Source organism: Thermogutta terrifontis (genome assembly GCF_002277955.1).
In the GTDB taxonomy this organism is placed as follows: Bacteria; Planctomycetota; Planctomycetia; order Pirellulales; family Thermoguttaceae; genus Thermogutta; species Thermogutta terrifontis.
Window position 1 is genome coordinate 1,624,043 of sequence record NZ_CP018477.1, and the last position, 16,470, is coordinate 1,640,512.

12 protein-coding genes are annotated in these 16,470 nt (G+C 57.3%); 9 read left to right on the forward strand and 3 right to left on the reverse strand.

Annotated features, from left to right (window positions below):
* Positions 1-539 precede the first annotated feature (539 nt).
* The gene (locus THTE_RS06090; RefSeq protein ID WP_157731827.1) at positions 540-1,928 is read left to right on the forward strand and encodes a DUF1598 domain-containing protein; all 1,389 of its coding nucleotides are present in this window, start codon (positions 540-542) and stop codon (positions 1,926-1,928) included.
* 2 nt (positions 1,929-1,930) lie between these two features.
* Here THTE_RS06090 and THTE_RS06095 read toward each other — a convergent pair whose 3' ends face one another.
* Positions 1,931-3,523, reverse strand: a complete 1,593-nt coding sequence (locus THTE_RS06095; protein WP_095414596.1) for a cryptochrome/DNA photolyase family protein — start codon at positions 3,521-3,523, stop codon at positions 1,931-1,933.
* Between the two features lie 389 nt (positions 3,524-3,912).
* Here THTE_RS06095 and THTE_RS06100 point away from each other — a divergent pair, with 389 nt between their 5' ends.
* The 6 genes from THTE_RS06100 (at position 3,913) to THTE_RS06125 (ending at position 11,130) form a co-directional block, all read left to right on the forward strand.
* A complete protein-coding gene (locus THTE_RS06100) occupies positions 3,913-4,449 on the forward strand; it encodes a hypothetical protein (RefSeq protein WP_095414597.1) in 537 nt (178 codons plus the stop codon).
* A gap of 138 nt (positions 4,450-4,587) precedes the next feature.
* Positions 4,588-5,511, forward strand: coding sequence for a hypothetical protein (locus THTE_RS06105; protein WP_168175796.1), 924 nt, complete (start codon positions 4,588-4,590; stop codon positions 5,509-5,511).
* Between the two features lie 218 nt (positions 5,512-5,729).
* Positions 5,730-6,626, forward strand: coding sequence for a bifunctional methylenetetrahydrofolate dehydrogenase/methenyltetrahydrofolate cyclohydrolase FolD (folD, locus tag THTE_RS06110; protein ID WP_095414599.1), 897 nt, complete (start codon positions 5,730-5,732; stop codon positions 6,624-6,626).
* A gap of 533 nt (positions 6,627-7,159) precedes the next feature.
* Complete coding sequence (infA, locus tag THTE_RS06115) at positions 7,160-7,384, forward strand: translation initiation factor IF-1 (protein WP_095414600.1); 225 nt, start codon at positions 7,160-7,162, stop codon at positions 7,382-7,384.
* Between the two features lie 275 nt (positions 7,385-7,659).
* Positions 7,660-8,511 (forward strand): hypothetical protein, encoded by an 852-nt coding sequence (locus THTE_RS06120; protein WP_095414601.1) that lies wholly within the window; start codon positions 7,660-7,662, stop codon positions 8,509-8,511.
* Positions 8,512-8,613: 102 nt separating this feature from the next.
* The gene (locus THTE_RS06125) at positions 8,614-11,130 is read left to right on the forward strand and encodes an HzsA-related protein (protein WP_095414602.1); all 2,517 of its coding nucleotides are present in this window, start codon (positions 8,614-8,616) and stop codon (positions 11,128-11,130) included.
* 67 nt (positions 11,131-11,197) lie between these two features.
* On the opposite strand, the gene THTE_RS06130 is transcribed toward THTE_RS06125, so the two are convergent.
* The gene (locus tag THTE_RS06130) at positions 11,198-12,151 is read right to left on the reverse strand and encodes a hypothetical protein (protein ID WP_095414603.1); all 954 of its coding nucleotides are present in this window, start codon (positions 12,149-12,151) and stop codon (positions 11,198-11,200) included.
* Between the two features lie 236 nt (positions 12,152-12,387).
* Between THTE_RS06130 and THTE_RS06135 the strand changes: the two genes are divergently transcribed.
* Positions 12,388-13,773 carry a YdjY domain-containing protein gene (locus THTE_RS06135; RefSeq protein ID WP_095414604.1) on the forward strand — a complete coding sequence of 462 codons (1,386 nt, stop codon included), beginning with the start codon at positions 12,388-12,390 and terminating at the stop codon, positions 13,771-13,773.
* A gap of 76 nt (positions 13,774-13,849) precedes the next feature.
* A complete protein-coding gene (locus THTE_RS06140; protein ID WP_095414605.1) occupies positions 13,850-14,785 on the forward strand; it encodes a dienelactone hydrolase family protein in 936 nt (311 codons plus the stop codon).
* A 20-nt stretch (positions 14,786-14,805) separates the two neighbouring features.
* Here THTE_RS06140 and THTE_RS06145 read toward each other — a convergent pair whose 3' ends face one another.
* Entirely contained in the window at positions 14,806-16,146 is a 1,341-nt protein-coding gene (locus tag THTE_RS06145) for an excinuclease ABC subunit UvrC (RefSeq protein ID WP_207651794.1), read from the reverse strand.
* Positions 16,147-16,470 lie beyond the last annotated feature (324 nt).

Sequence of the window (16,470 nt, forward strand, 5' to 3'; positions counted from 1 at the left end):
CAAGAAATCCTTATTCTTTCGCGGGATACCGCAAGGTGTCCAGTCGCCAGCCTCAAGGGGGAGATGTTCGGCTGGTTCCCCGCGGCGGGGAGCAGTTCTGGTGCCCAGTGAATAGACGTGGTTTCCCCAATGTTGGAAGGCGGACTCCGCAAAGCATCTGTCGCCAAGCATCCTCCGGAAGTGCATCCATGCGATGTTGACTCCGGAGTTGATCGAGTTCTTCCATTTTTTTCGCCGTGCATTCCGGCAGAACGAGCTTCCCATGCAAACGGCATTTGAAGGTAAGTGAAGATATGAATCTTTTTTGGGCGTGGGGCCAATCAACGGTGAAATCAGCGGCGCTTGCTTGCTTTGCCTATGTTGCCCAATTATTATCGAGTATGATCGCAGGTGATGGCCACTGGCTGCGAATAGGTTGGGGGGCTGGAACCAAAATGGGCTCCCCTGTTTCTAAACCGTTTGGGAGGCCGGGTCCTGATCGTTCACCGAAGTCGATTCAACTTGTTGGTGCGTTTGCACTGGTGATGGAGAAGAGTCTCATGTATCAGTCAGCTTTTCGTGCAGGCCTGGGGTTGAGCGTTGTCCTGCTCCTTTGGTGGGGTGGGCTCGTCGGGAGGAGTTTTGCCCAGCAGGATCAGAACGCCGGCATGGCAGGCGTGGTTGTCAGCCCTGACGGCGTCCTCCGCACACAGGTGGTTTCCGATCCCACCGGCCAGATCATGCGGGACAGGATTGCCGCCGCCCGAAGCACGCTCCCTGCCGACATCGCCAGGTTCAGCAAGCTGCGGAAAGTTTCGCTGCCACGGTTGGAGCGAGCAATCATCCGTCAGCAGGGAGTCGTGACGGAAGACATGAAATATCTGGCCGGGTTGCTGCGGATTCGCTATGTGTTCCTTTATCCGGAAAGTGGCGATATTGTGCTGGCCGGGCCGGCCGAAGGTTGGGTCGAGGATCCAACTGGGCACGTGGTCGGACTGACGACGGGTCGGCCTGTGATCCAGCTTCAGGATTTGGTCACGGCCCTGCGGGCGTATCCGCCGGATGGTGAAGGCCCGGCCGTTATCGGTTGCTCCATCGATCCGACTCAGGAGGGACTTGCCCGAATGCAGGAGTTCCTGCGGAGCATGGGAAGTTTCTTTCCGCCGGGAAGAGAGCAGGAAGTCGCTGCGAAGATGCTGGCGGGAGTCAAGCAGAGTTTGGGAATGCATCAGATCACGATCACGGGAGTCCCGCCAGACACGCATTTTGCCCACGTGCTGGTGGAGGCGGACTATCGGATGAAATTGATCGGGATCGGCTTGGAACGCCCTCCCGTGCGGATGGTGAGTTTCGTGGATCGCGCCCTCTCCTCCTCCGTTTCCCCCAATCAGCTCTTCCGCTGGTACTTTGTGCCCGATTATCAGTGTTTGCGTGTTAGCGACGACGGATCGGCGCTGGAGTTGGTGGGCGAGGGGGTCAAGTTGGTGGGCGAAGACGAACTCGTAACGGCAAGTGGGGAACGCAAGACGGCGTCGGCAGCGAGCCTCGCCAGCAAGGCATTCACCACAAGTTTCACCAAGAACTATCCGCAATTGGCGGCTCGCGTGCCGGTGTATGCCGAATTGCGAAACCTCATCGACATGGCGGTTGTCGCGGCGTACATGCAAAAGCAGGACTATTACGGACGGGCGCAGTGGAAAATGGAATTCTTCCGTGATGAGAAGAAGTTTCCCGTTCGCGTGTATCCTGCCCCGAAAATGGCCGAGTCGGCTGTGACCGCCGTCATTCGGCCCGGCCGGGTTAGCACGCCGGTGGGTGGCGGGGTTCAGATCGAACCGGAAGAAGCCCTCCAGTCCGAAAACCTGCTCCCCGATGAGAAAGGCGAGGTCCAGAAAACTAAGCAGAGCATTCGGATTGATGTGCCCGAGGATGCCTGGTGGTGGGATTGATTTTAAAGACGATCGAATAAACCGGGACCCTCGGATGAGCTGCCAGGTGCGGTGCCGTATTTTTGGAGATAAGCCTTAACTCGGAGTTTCCGCATGGCACTGGCGGTACTCATGTAACGAACTGTGCCGAAGATGGGCCTTTCGGGACCCCACGGGCGATCGTAGCGGCCAAGGATCCAGCAGATACCGGTGTAGGAGTTGGGATCACAGCCGTCCAGGGCGTATCGGTCGTTCAACTCGATCATCGTTTCGAGTGCCGATTCTGGAGTGGGTGACCACTCCAGAATTTTTTTGCCCCAGAGCATTCTCAAATAGTTATGCATCCGCCCGTGCTCGCGAAGTTCGGTCTGGGCTGCGTTCCAGAGGATGTCGTCTGTGGCGGAGCAGGCCAATTGGGTCTCGGTGTAGATTTTTGGACGGGGGTCGCGGCGGTGAGCGGTGAGCGTCCGCCTCGCCCATTCCGGAAGCGAGTTCCACGATTTATAGTCCCGCTGGAAGACACAAAAATTGAAACCAATTTCTCGCCAGACCAGAAGTTGGTCCAAAAATTCCGCGAAGCCGGAGGGGAGTCCCCACCAATTCGTCGGAATAGGCTTTTGGGCAGCCGGCAAAGGGCTGTTTGTTCTCTCTGGCCAACCTGACTCATTTGCCCTGCGGAAGATGTCGCGAACCAACTCGAAGGGAGAAATCATGCCAAAGTGAAGATACCCGGACAAACCGCTGGTCGCTTCGGCGTCGGGATGATTGCGCTGGCTGTCATAGTGTTCAATTTTGTGGGTCAGGAAATGCCTCCAGCGGGCATGCGCTGCCTTGGAACCACCCCGTTCCCTAACAGGCGGCACGGTGTGATCTACCCATGCAGGATCACAGCTCGGTGAATCTGTTGAGAGATCCGGCATCTCCTCCGGAGTAAACGGCGGCCACCAGTCAGCGCTCGCGACGTGGTGTGCTCGCTGCCATCGATCGCCGACAGGTCTTGGATCAGGGAGGTGCTGAAGCCAGTATGGAAGGAGTTCCTGAACGACGCGGCGGAAACCTCGCGCCGTGGGAAAGCATCTCGGATGAACCGCCAGGGGCAGGAGACCACAGGAATCCACCGCCTCCACCCGGCACTGGGCTTTGTTACCGAGTCGGTCGAGGAGTTCCCGGTATTCGTGGTAGGGAAAGTCATCCACGATGAGGGCGCCGCAATGCGACGCAGCCTGAAGAAGCCGCTCCAAAAAAACTTCCCAACGGTGGGGGCAGCCAGCCACAAAATCTCGACCCCATGCTGATAGGTCGCTCGAATGCTCGCGGACAGCATCCCACCAGAATTTAAAGTGTCGGGCCGTCAACCGCTGAAACGGAGCCGGTGTTTCTACAACCAGCAGATGAGATGCCTGGCACAGTTGGGCGATCTCGACCGCCCGATCCAGGGCAAAATTCCAGCTCAGACGATGCTGGACACCCATCCAGTAGATGATCGGTCGGGAGAGTGGAATCGGGGCATCCCGCAATAGGCGAATTCGTTCGCGGGGTACAGCAATGGCGTGGCCCGGCCGGGGAAATTCGTGGCTTTTCACGGCCTCTCTGGCACGCGGATGTTCCGTTTTCATGAATGCCTTTTCCTATTCGTTGGATAATTGGGAGAAATTGGATGGCTGGGGAAATTCTCGCACAGGCGCAAAGTTACGCGCTTATGATGTTGGCGTAAGGAGCTGGAGCCGAGAACCTGACACCAGGGTGCCAAGTGCCAAGGGTGTCAAGATGGCGAGACGGCTGATGTTGAACCTGGTCGCGAATTTCGGTACCCTTGCACCCCTTCGTGGGGCGAGGGTTTAGCCGCCGTTTCCATGGCATCCAGGCGACGGTGGTCTCGGTCCCCCAATTATAGGGCGGTAAGCGAGCGCCAACCTCAAGGTTGGGAAACTCGCCAGGCTATCCGATGGCTCTCCGAAATCGCGGCCAGGCTTAATGGCAGGCGAACACGCGTTGGAGAGGTCGTATGATCGACTTCGAAATACAGCGTTGTACCCGACACTGTGCGGTCACCGGTCGGGAGTTCAAACCCGGCGAGATTTTTTACTCCGTGTTACTGCCCGATGGCAATTCCTGGAAACGCCTTGATTACTCCGCCGAGTCCTGGCACGGTCCGCCCGACGGTTGCATCGCCTGGTGGCGGACCCAGATGCCCGCGCCGGAGCAGAAACGGCGGTGGGCGCCCAGCGAAGTCATGATCCGATGCCTGGAAGAGCTGGCGGAGCGGCCCGATCAGGCGGACTTCCGGTATGTGCTGGCACTCCTCATGATCAGACGCCGGATCCTACGGCTGGAAGAAACGCGAAGAGAAAAAGGGATGGAAATTCTGCGGGTCTATTGCCCACTCACGGATGCCGCATACGAGATTCCGGCGGTGGTGCCGCCTGAGGAACGGTTGCAGGAGATAGAGGGGGAACTCCTCAACCTTTTGGAAGGCGATGAACAGGAATTGACTATTGACCCAGATTCAGCACATGCATCAAACCAGTGTCCGGCGAGGTAGGCGGACGGCAGTTCGGAAAAGGACAGAGACGTCGGTCAAGGAAGGTCAGGGACGACCTGTATGCTGTACCAGCGCGGAAAATGTGCACAGAACGCCTGCGATGACTGTCGCTCAAGGCAACCGGTGTGGGGGCGGTTCATGTTACTTGGTTTGACTACTTTGATGCTGGGCTGTCGGGTCTTCCCGGCACCCCCGGAACCTTACACCGGGCCGCAATTGCCGCCCAATCCGAGCCTGGAGCAGATTGCGGCTTTCGTCAATGGGAACAGCTCCAAGATTCAAACGATCATCGCCGACCAGGGGTCGCTGTCCGCACCGGGGATGCCCACCCTTCGGACGGAAATCCTTTTCGAACGGCCGTGGCGTCTCAGGATGCGGGGGGAAACCAGTTTGAGCGGGCTGGAAATGGACGTGGGAAGCAACGACGAGCTTTTCTGGTTTTGGGTGAAGCGAAATGAGCCGCCCGCTTTCTATTTCTGTCGATATGCCGATTATGACCAACCGGCAAGTATCGCCAGGCGTGTCGTGCCAATCGATCCACGCTGGCTGGTGGAGGCGTTGGGGGTCACGGAGATCGATCTGAATGTGCCCACCCAAGGCCCTGTCGCTTTGGCGGGGCAGCGGTGGGAAATTCGACAACAGCGGCAGAGCGTGGATGGTCCCATGACAAAGGTGGTCGTCGTGGATGGTCAGTACGGCTTCGTCCTGGCCCAGTACCTCTACGACGCCCAGGGGCGGCTTCTGGTGAGCGCCCTCAGCTACGATCACCGCAGGGAACCTGTCAGCGGCCTTGTGTTGCCGCGGTCCGTGGAAGTGAGTGTGCCCGCCTCGGGAATGGCTTTCCGACTGTACCTCGGTAACGCCCGCATTAATCAACCCATTCCCAGCCCTTCTGTGGCCTGGAATATGCCGGTTTACCAGGGCTACCCACTCGTCAATTTGGCTGATCCGCGGAATTTTGCGGGCATGGTCACCGTTGCGGGGGCTGCTTCCGGCTGCCCGGTGCCCGCGGGCACAATCTCCTCGTCCCCAGGACTAACCTGGATTCCCGTGACGCAGTAACATAGTGTTTTCCGCGCGAACCTCATGCGGCTGAGACGGTCTGCGCCTCCAGTGTAAGTCCACGGGGGAAATCGGGCGGCAATTGCGGAAAAGCGGTAGACATCAGATGATTCCAAAATGTGGCCCTGAAAGGACCGGTAAGCTGCCAGCGATAAAAAAACGATAAAAAAACGTATTGGGTGCCAGCGATGAAAAATTGAGTGCCAGGGAGCAAACGAATGCCTGCGGAGATCATCGACGGTAAAAAAATCGCCCAGGAGCTGCGCGAGGAAATCCGTGCTGCTGTGGAGGAACTGAAGAGTCGGTACAACGTTGTCCCCGGGTTGGCGACGGTATTGGTGGGAGACAACCCAGCGTCGGTGTCTTACGTGTCAGCCAAAAACAGGGCTTGCGCAGAACTGGGAATGCGATCGTTCCAGCACACACTTCCCGAAAGTACCAGCGAGGACGAATTACTGTCGCTGATTGCGGGACTGAATGCAGATCCCCTGGTCCACGGCATCCTGGTGCAGTTGCCACTGCCTCGAGGCTTATCCGAAGATCGCGTCCTTCGCGCTATCGATCCCAAAAAAGATGTGGATGGTTTCCATCCGTACAACGTGGGGCTTCTCGCCTTGGGAGACCCGGTCTTTCCCCCATGCACCCCCGCAGGAATCCTGGAACTCCTCATTCGATCCGGTACGCAGGTTGAAGGGGCGGAGGTTGTTGTGGTCGGGCGAAGTAACATCGTTGGCAAACCCGTCGCCCTGATGCTCATGCAAAAACGAAAGGGCGCTAATGCCACGGTAACCGTCTGCCACACCCAGACGAGAGACCTCGCGTTCCATACCCGGCGGGCGGATATTCTCATCGTCGCCGCGGGGAAACCGCAAGCGGTTACAGGGGACATGATCCGTCCGGGGGCCACCGTCATTGATGTGGGGGTCAATCGAATCGGATACACGGAGGCCGGTAAAGCCAAACTGGTCGGCGATGTGGACTTCGAATCGGCGGTTCAAATTGCGGGCAAGATAACCCCTGTTCCAGGGGGGGTTGGCCCCATGACGATCACGATGCTCATGCGCAACACTCTCCGTGCGGCTCGGCTAAGTTTGGGCCTCAACTTGGATGACTGACCTGCCTCACCGCAAGATCAGTTCCAGGTGCACGAAAGCGGCGCAGGCTCTCCCAAGGTGGCACCGCCGAGTGTCGCGACGGATCCTCGGCCGAGTTGGAAATCACGCCGGGTTATTCGTAAAATAAGGCAGGGAGAGGATGGCAATGTTTTGGGCTGAGGGGGCGGAGCTTGTCCATTAGCGGTCGCACGCCGGTGCGACTCTCACCAATACCTGCGGCGGGGCCAGGATTGTGGCCTGATTCTCAGCCGCGGGATCTGCATCGGTAACTGGCTTAGCAGTTTCGGCCAAGCAGGGAGGAAGTGACGACAGGCAAGGCCAGGGATTCCATCAAATTCGATGAGCAACTGACTGGCCGAATCGCCTGGCGACTGGTGGTTGCCCCATCGGTTTCTTCCAAGGCTTGGACCGGAACTGCAACAGCGGTAGGATAAAGTGTCAACGTGCGTTGATTAACGGTTGGCTTGTGTTTGGGTTTCCTTTGCCAGGAACTGGGTGTTGTCTATGGTTCTGGAAAAAGATGGAAGGTGACTATGGCGAAAGAAAAGGAAAAAGGTATTGAAGTTCAAGGTGTGGTGACAGAAGCACTCGCGAACACGAACTTCCGGGTACAGCTCGAGACCGGCCACACGGTGTTGGCCTATGTGGCCGGGAAGATGCGGAAGAACTTCATTCGGATCGTGCCCGGAGACAAAGTCCGCGTCGAGCTTTCTCCCTACGATCCTACCAAGGGGCGGATCACTTATCGCGAGCGATAGTTTCTGTTCACCCCGCCTTTCTGCCACCAGCCTTGAGCTCGCCTGGCACCGTTTGCGTTTGAATTGGATGGGCAACGGCACCGAGGATCGTTGTGCGCGCGGTGCTCAAACGGTTTCTATGTCTTTTTCTGTGGTTGACCCACTGACCCAAGTACTGGTGCCGGTGGGCTGGAAAAGTCCGGGCCATGGTCGATAGGATAAGACGGCTTCGGGAGTGTTTTGTGCTTTTTCTCCTGCAATAAAAGCCCGGACTGAAATCAGCAGGACTGAAGCCCATGTCAGGAGATATCCCGGCCAAATCAGTCGTGGTGATTCATCCGTACGTGGATTTGGACGCCTGCGCTTGTGTGGCTTTTGCAGGCGCGGACGTGGAACACGTGAAATTTCTTCCCAGCCATATCACCGAACGACCGCCCGAACTGGCGAGTGCTCGCTTTCTCGACCATCCGCTGGGTATTAAGGGGGCGCGAGAAGACGGTGGCCTGGTCCATGCAGCGTGCCTGTTGATGCCGGAAGTGGCGGATCTGGTTAATTCTCCGTTGTTGAGAGAGATTGATTATCAGGACACCTATGGGTGGTCATTTCCCCGCTACAATCTGGCGACACTCATCACCGCTCTGCGCGCCGAATTCAAAGCCCAGGGTTTGGAAGGTGAGGGGCTGGATCGGGCCATTCTGCGGTGTATGGTGCCGATCATTCGTGGGTTGGCTCGGTTAGAACGGCAGCGCCGAACAAAGCAGGTGACGCTCATCAAAATCGGAGCGTGGCCTTTTGCCCTGCGGGTGGACTCGGAGAACCTCGACCCGCATTTGTCGCTTCAGGTGATTTCTGATCAGGAGGGCGAGGAATCACGGCCGGTGGGCGTGCTCTACCAGGAGGGCTACAATCTGGGAATCGCGCGGTTTGCCCCGTTCACCGAGCCTGATTTCCGACCGCTGGCTGCCCATCTGCCCGGCTGGTTCATTCATTCTTCCGGCTTTCTCGCGTGCTGGGGCTCGAATAAAGCTCCGCGGTCAGAGCCGCCGCCGGCAGGCACGCCGCAGAACTGGGTGGAACTGTTGCAACTGGTCCAGAAAGTGCTGAGCAACCCCGTGACGAGCTCGGAAAGCGATCCCTCCCGCACTTGATTCTTCGTGAAAGGTTGGTCACACTAAAAGCCCGGAAGGTCGGTCGGAAATCTTGAGGGCCGACGCTCGATTCGTGGTTTCATCGCTTCCGGGAGTTTAGGAATGGTCCAACACGCCTGGCGTAGCCCATCGCAGGGGTTCGGCGGCGGTTTGACGGTACGTTTTTCGCCGCGGCCACGACTGCTCTGGAGCCTTGTCGGAGCCGTCTTTCTCAGCACATGCTGGGCGACAGGGGCAAGGGCGGAGCAGGTCCAAGCTTCTCCCGGCACCTGGAAGCCAGGGCCATTACTTCAAAAGATGCTGGCCGGGCCGCTCTCCAACGTGGAAGAGATTGTCTTCGCCGTGCGCGTTCCTGGTCGCGACCACTGGTATGTAACCTTCGGCAATTATTCGGACGATTCCCAGTATCCCCGGGCGCTGGGATTCAAATTCGAAGACGGCGTGTACTGGGGCTATGGGGAGGGAGGACGGCTTTGCGCGCTGAACCTGCGGACCGGTGCGGTCCGAGTATTGCTAGATGACCCACGCGGTGGCGTCCGTGATCCCCAGGTGCATTATGATGGCCAAAAAATCCTTTTCTCGTACCGCAAAGGTGGTACTCATCCCTTTCATCTTTATGAAATCAACGTTGACGGGACGGGGCTCCGGCAATTGACGGACGGGCCAGATGACGACATCGAGCCCACGTACTGCCCGGACGGAAGCATCATCTTCTGCTCTTCGCGGTGCAGGCGGTTCGTTAATTGCTGGTACACCCGGGTGGCCGTCCTGTACCGGTGCGACGCGGACGGAAAAAACATCCGTCCGCTTTCCAGCAACAACGATCATGACAACACGCCCTGGATGCTTCCGGATGGTCGCGTCCTCTACATGCGATGGGAGTATGTCGATCGCAGCCAGGTGCACTTCCATCATTTGTGGACGATGAACCCCGATGGAACATTTCAGACGGTGTTCTTTGGCAATATGTACGGCGGGGTCGCCATGCTGGATGCCAAGCCGATTCCCAATACGAATAAGGTTGTCGTTTCCTGGTCTCCTGGACACGGTCGGCCGGAGCACCTCGGTCCCGTGGCCATCGTGGATCCCAGTCTTGGTCCGGATAACCAGGCAGCGGTGAAAATTTTGGGAAAGGGGCGCGATTGGAAAGATCCTTATCCGATCAGCGAAGACTGCTTTTTGGTGGCCCATCCGCGTGGGCTTTTCATCATGGATGGGGAGGGCAACAGTGAGTTGATTTATGAGCTTCCCCCGGAAGAGCGCACGAAGTTTCAGTGCCATGAGCCGCGGCCGATTGTTTCCCGGCCTCGAGAGCGAGTGCTTGCCTCGCGTGTGGATCTTTCCAAGCCGACCGGCACACTCATCCTGGAGGATATCTACACGGGGCGCAATATGGCGGGAGTTCCCCGCGGTACTATCAAGAAACTTCTGGTTCTCAAACAACTGCCGAAGCCGGTTAATTTCTCCGGTGGCATGGAGCCTTTGACGATTGGCGGGTCATTCACGCTGGCGGAAGTGGTGGGGGAAGTTCCGGTGGAGCCGGACGGCTCGGCGCATTTCGAGGTGCCCGCGCTCCAATCACTGTTTTTTGTTGCACTCGATGAGAACGACATTTCTGTGAAGCGGATGCACAGTTTCGTCACGCTCCAACCGGGAGAAGTAACCAGTTGCGTTGGGTGTCACGAAGTGCGGACCCATTCCCCCCACGTTGTTCGGACCGATCTTATGGCCCTGCGACGTCCCGCAGACAAGATCCAGCCTATTTTGGATGTGCCCAAAGTACTGGACTTCCCACGGGACATTCAGCCTATTCTGGATCGGCACTGCGTGGCCTGCCACAACCCGGACAGGCGAGAAGGAAAAATCGACCTCACCGGTGATCACACCGCTCGTTACTCCATCAGCTACTGGACGATTCGGGTGCACAACCTCGTTTCAGATGGGCGAAATGAGCCCCGCGGAAACCGACCGCCTTACAGTTACGGGAGTGCTGCCAGCCGTCTCATGAAGCTCGTGGATGGAAGTCATTACGGGGTCAAACTGAGCCCGTTCGAACTGAAGACGCTTCGCCTGTGGATCGACACGAGTGCGTGTTATCCGGGAACATACGCCGCGCTCGGTTGCGGTTATTATCCGGTCAACCTCCCCTGGGGCGATCTGGGACAGCGCTGCGGCAGTTGCCATATCAAAGAGGTGACCACGCCGGAGGGACCAACGAAAACGCCTGTATTTAACGGAGGTTTTCCTGGCGCCCTGGAGCCCCTTTGCAATCTGGACAGACCGGAAAAGTCCTTTATATTGCGGGCTCCGCTGGCCAAATCGGCAGGAGGTTTGGAAGCCTGTGGCCAGGCAGTGTTTGCCGACACCAACGATCCCGTTTATCAGAAGACACTGGCGGCCATCGTTGACGCCCAGCGCCGCCTGCAGGAAGGAAAGCGGTTTGATATGCCGGGATTTCGGCCCAATCGCCATTACATCCGAGAAATGCAGCGATTCGGCTTTCTCCCCAAAGATCTAGGGCCGAATGATCCCATCGACTATTACAAAGTGGACCGCGAGTACTGGGACTCATTCCTCTACCAGCCGTTGAACACGGCGGGGCTCGCCACCAAAGAGTGAAAGAGTCACCCGCAGTGGAGATTTCTGGCCTCGCGCAATGTGGCCGTGGTCTGGCGAGGGGGCCTTCTCAGTCGCTCTCCTTTTCATCGTCCAGCTCCACTTCCACAAGCGGCGAGATGGTCCCATCCAGTTTGAACCTGCCGAGGAGTGACTCGCTGATCAGATTCTTTCCAAGTACGGCCCGATTTGCCGGGGGAGTCAACGAGCGATAGAGAACCCATTGGCGATCGCCAATCTGGATGCGATATCCAACTGCCTCCTCGTTGGTGACCTTCCGTAGGCATTCACTGACCGTAAGATGCCGCCAGGTAAACTCCGGGAGGCCGTCCGGTTGATTTTCCCCGTCCTCCGCAGTGGCGAGTTTGTGTTCCACCCGCCAGAGCGCCAGAAAAACAGGGAAGAAAAACCGCCGCCCCGTGATCCGGTAACCCATTCGGATTTCGTTGTCGATGATCGTGATGCTGCCTTGGTTGAATCCTTGTTTCCATTCGGGGAAGGCAAGGGGCAGGATGAGCCCTTTCACGCCAGCCCCGCTGACAAGAATCTCGTGGGTCTCCCGGGCGGTCCGTAATTCGACGTCTTCCGAAACTGAAAAACGGAGGTTGTACACCCAGTCTCGTTGTTTTGGACTCAAGAAAGTTTCCGCGAAGAGGACAAACCCGTCGATGGGGCAAACGGTGATTTGTCTTTGCTGACGAATTCCTGGGGCCAATTTCCGTTCATATTCGCGGTGATGGGCTTCACGATCGGCAAATTGGCATACTTCCTTCCACGGACTGGTTGGTTCCGGAATTTCCCCATCAACTTCGACGGACGAATGCCAGTTTCCCACAATGACAGATTCTCCAGCGAGGGTGACCGTGCAGGCCATCTCATGCTCAGTGACGGCCAGGTCCACACGGAGGCTTTCCCGAGTCCTCCTCGACCCAAGGCGGACACGGGCAAATCCGCTTGATTTTTTTTGGCGGGGAAGCGATGGTTGCCCTGACTGCTCCATTGTCTGAGGTGCTTGCTGGTCCATGTTTGCGTTTTTTCCATGAAGGGGAAAGTGCCCATGCGTGGGGCTATTCGCTGCCTTTTCCCACTCGATCTCATCGATTATCGTAGTGAGGGGAGAGCAAGTTCAACCGCCAGTGGCGCTCGGATTGATGGGACTCCGGGAGAGAACCCTGGAGATCGCGGCTGATGGAGAGACTTGGCCTTAGCTTTTAAGGTTGCACCCTTTAAGCGTACGCTTCTTTTGGAAAAGAGATGGCGATGAGACCGCAGACACGGGTAGGTTTTCTGGTTATTGTGTTGAGTGTTATCTCCTTTCAGACCGGATGTCGCAAGGAGAGACCGGGGTCCGCTGTTTCTCAATCGCATACTCATTCCCATGAAATGGCGGTTGTTCGGGCGGATGAGGGGAAACGTGCCCAACCCGCCAGTCCGTCTGTGGCAAAAGCACCGGAGGCGGATACCGGACAGGCAGCGCAGTCTGCGGTGAATTTGATGGACATCCTGGACATTGAGCTCAAGGCTGCCACAGAATGGCAGGCTGGGAATGAGGTCACTTTTCATGTGGAGGTGCGGAACCATGGAGAGGTTCCCGTTGATCAAATTGAGATTCAGGGCACGATCCAGTTCGGGCTTCAGGATACGATCAGCGAAGCACGATGGACATTTCCCGTGGGGCGGCTCTCGGCTGGAGAAACCGTCTCGCCGGTGCTCAGCTATGTTTCTACAAAGCCAGGCATCTGGTATGTCGCGGCGGCCATCTACCAAAAAGGTGAATTGATCAAGGCGACGACAAGGACGCTCTATATTCGGGAAACGGAACCCCCGAAACCATCCGAAAAACCTGAGAAGGAGGCCGTGTCGCTCGGTCCGCCGCTCGTTGACCATCCGGAACGTTTGCAGCGGCTGCACCCCGAGTCTCCCATCTGGTTGGATGCAGAAGGTCGTGCAGTGGTAATGATCGGCCAGGTGTGTCAGCGTCAGGCCCCCCTGGAATTATTCGCATGTTTGAAGAACTCCAAGGAACACGAATCAGTGGTGTCCATTGATACCCGCGCCTACATCGTCCATGCTGGGCTTCTGGCGCTGGGAGTGGAACCCGGACGCCCTGTGCAGTTCTATCCCGAATACCGCCCGGCAGAGGGACCGGAAATCGATGTGATTGTGGCCTGGAAGGATCCTGAAGGTAAGGTCCACACCGCACCGGCACAACAGTGGGTAAGGGACGTCCGGACGAAACAGGCGATGAGCTACCCATGGATCTTCACGGGCAGCCAGCTCCTCACCGATGAGGAGACCGGGAAGCAGTATTATTATGCCGACACCACAGGAGAGCTTATCTGCGTCTCGAATTTTCCGTCAGCGGTGCTCGACCTGCCCATTCGCAGCAGCGACAGTAACGATGCGCTCCTGTTCGAGGCGTTTACCGAGAATATTCCGCCGCTGGGAACCGCTGTGACCGTGATTCTGAAACCAAAAGGGACGAACGTATCGCAAAAGCCCTCGGAACAGCGAGCCACGGCAACGTCGCCGACACCTGCCGAATCGGCAGGCGAGAAAGGGCCTGCCCATCCACCGGCCGACAAGTCCGGTGTGCCGGAACAAAAGCCTGCGGTTGATCGTTCCGGGAGTTCACCGATGGAGTGATAGGCAGCCGGAACTCGCCAATGCGTTTGGGTGGAATGTTACGTTTGTAACTGAAGAGGAGGTTCAGATCACGTCCATGGACCAGACCAATTTCTTGAAGGCCAAGCTACTGGAATGTCTGGGCGGGCCGTGGCCGTCACCCTGCCATCTCGAACCCGAGTGGGGACAGCCAATCCAGCGAGATGGTTACACCATTACGCGTGTGACCTACCAGGTAGAACCGAATGACCGGGTCCCGGCGCTCCTCCTGGTTCCTGACGGAGTGGACGAGAAGAATCCTGCACCGGGTGTTTTGGTTTGGCATCAGCACAATGGGGAATGGCATCTCGGCAAGAGCGAGCCAGCGGGTCTGGCCGGCAATCCGATGCACCACACAGGAGTGGCACTGGTTAAGGAAGGCTACGTCGTCCTCTGCCCCGATGCCCTGTGCTTCGAGGATCGCCAGTCACCACATTTGAAGGGTGGGGATTACGAACGATTTGTCTTTCTAAAGTATGTGGTGGAAGGGAAATGCCTCGCCTGGAAAAACATTCTCGATATGCGGCGGGCAGTGGACTTTATGAGCTCGTTGCCTTTTGTGGATGGTTCCCGATTGGGATGCTATGGCCATTCTATGGGATCAACATTCACCTGGCTTGTGGGGCCGTGGGAGGAGCGGCTGGTGTGCCTGGTGGGAAACTGCTGCTTGCCCACGTACAAGGCCATTCACCGCAAACATCTTCTCCACTGCTTTCCCAACTTCATTCCAGGTTGGCTGCGCTACGGAGATACGCCCCACATCGCCGGGTTGATTGCACCCCGGCCGCTTCTTCTCAATTTCGGCGAGCTCGACGAAGGCAGCCCGATTGAAGAAGTTCGCGAGGGAGTTGAAATCATCCGTGCTTTCTATGAGAGGGCAGGGGCCCGGGACAATTTCAGCGTGTTCATCCAACCGGGCGTGGGGCACGTCCTCTCAGAAGAAATGTGGGAGCGCACAAAGGCCTGGTTTGCGCGACACCTCAAACGTTTGTGATTTCGAAAATCCCGGCCCACTCACGAACTCGTTTCATCGCCAAGTGTGGATTTTCGGCGGAGGATATGGTGGTAATGCTGGGCAAAGCGGTGGGCCTCGTCCCGCACGTACTGTAGCAGTCGCAGCGCGAAGGAATGCCGGCTGAGGCGAAGAGGTTCATCTTTCCCTGGCACAAATACTTCTTCTTCTCGCTTGGCCAGCGAGATAAAAACGGGGCGAGGACCGTCCCATTGCTCGAGAGCAGAAAGGGCTGCGTGGAGTTGGCCTTTGCCACCATCAATGAGAAAGATGTCCGGTGGAGATTCATCCTCCTCACGCAGTCTGCGGAACCTCCGATGGACGACTTCCCTGATGGCCGCGTAATCGTCGATCCCTTCCACTGTTTGAATCCGATACCGCTTGTAACCGGGCTTAAACGGGAGACCGTCGATGAAGCGGACCAGGCTGGCGACCATCTCGCACCCGGAAAGGTGGGCGATATCCACGCCTTCAATCGTCCTCGGCGGCTGGGCCAGCTTGAGAACGCGCTGGAGTCCTGCCAGTCCTTTCTTGGGATCCACATGAAAAACCTCGGGCTGGACATGGATGTCGATCTTGCCCCGCTCGTCCAGCTTCTCGAGGTACTCGATTTCATCCCGCAAGCGGGCGGCCTCTTCGAACCGCAGCGCTTCCGCCGCTTCTTTCATCTCTCGCCGTAAATCTTTGAGAAGCTCCTGTTTGTCGCCTTCCAAGAACCGCTGAAGTCGTCGGATATCTTTGCGGTATTCCTCCTTGGAAATGCGCAGGTTACAGGGGGCCGAGCACTGGTTGATTGCTGCCAGCAGACACGGGCGGAAATGCCGCCAGCGCGGGTCGTCTTCTCGTATGTCAAGCTGGCACGTGCGGAATTTGAAAATCTTTTGCAGGACCTGAATTGCGCCCCGCAGGACACGGGGGCTTGTGAACGGCCCGTAAAGCTTGGTGCCCCGCTCTTGAGGTTCCCGCGTGAACACCACCCGCGGGAAATCCTCACGGATATAAATTTCCAGGTAAGGAAATGTTTTGTCGTCTTTGAGCTCGCGATTGTATTTGGGCTGAATGTCCTTAATCAGCCGTGCCTCCATGAGCACGGCATCCACTTCACTTTCCGCCTCGATATAATCGATGTCCCGGATTTCCTGGACAAGTTTTGCCGTGCGCGGGTCCTCGGCAGCAGCCTTGAGAAAGTAACTGCTTGCGCGATTGCGGAGGTCTTTGGCCTTCCCGATGTAAATAACCCGGCCTGCCTCATCTTTCATGAGGTATACGCCGGGCTTGTGCGGAAAGCTTTTGACCTTCAACGCGGCGGGAGAACGTGTGTGATCCGCTTCCATGGACGCCATCTTCAGACACCTCCAGCGATCCCTGTTTTGATTATACCGGCTGAGACTTGGAGAGGGCTGAATCTGGTACTCACGATTGCAGCGAAACTACGATCCCGAAAGAAACCAATCAGGAGCAAGCAAACAACTTTCGTTTGGCTTTGGAGGATACGGCTAACGTGAACAAACGCACACACCGGCGCGATTCATACTCAAAGCTGGTGGTCCCAGAACAGCATCCGGTAAGAGTCACTAGTTGGTGTGACATGGAAGCCTTCACCCGCGCTTGGCCGTGATTGGAGAAGCTCGCCCCGCGGTCCCTGGTAACTGACTTCCGTAGTTTTC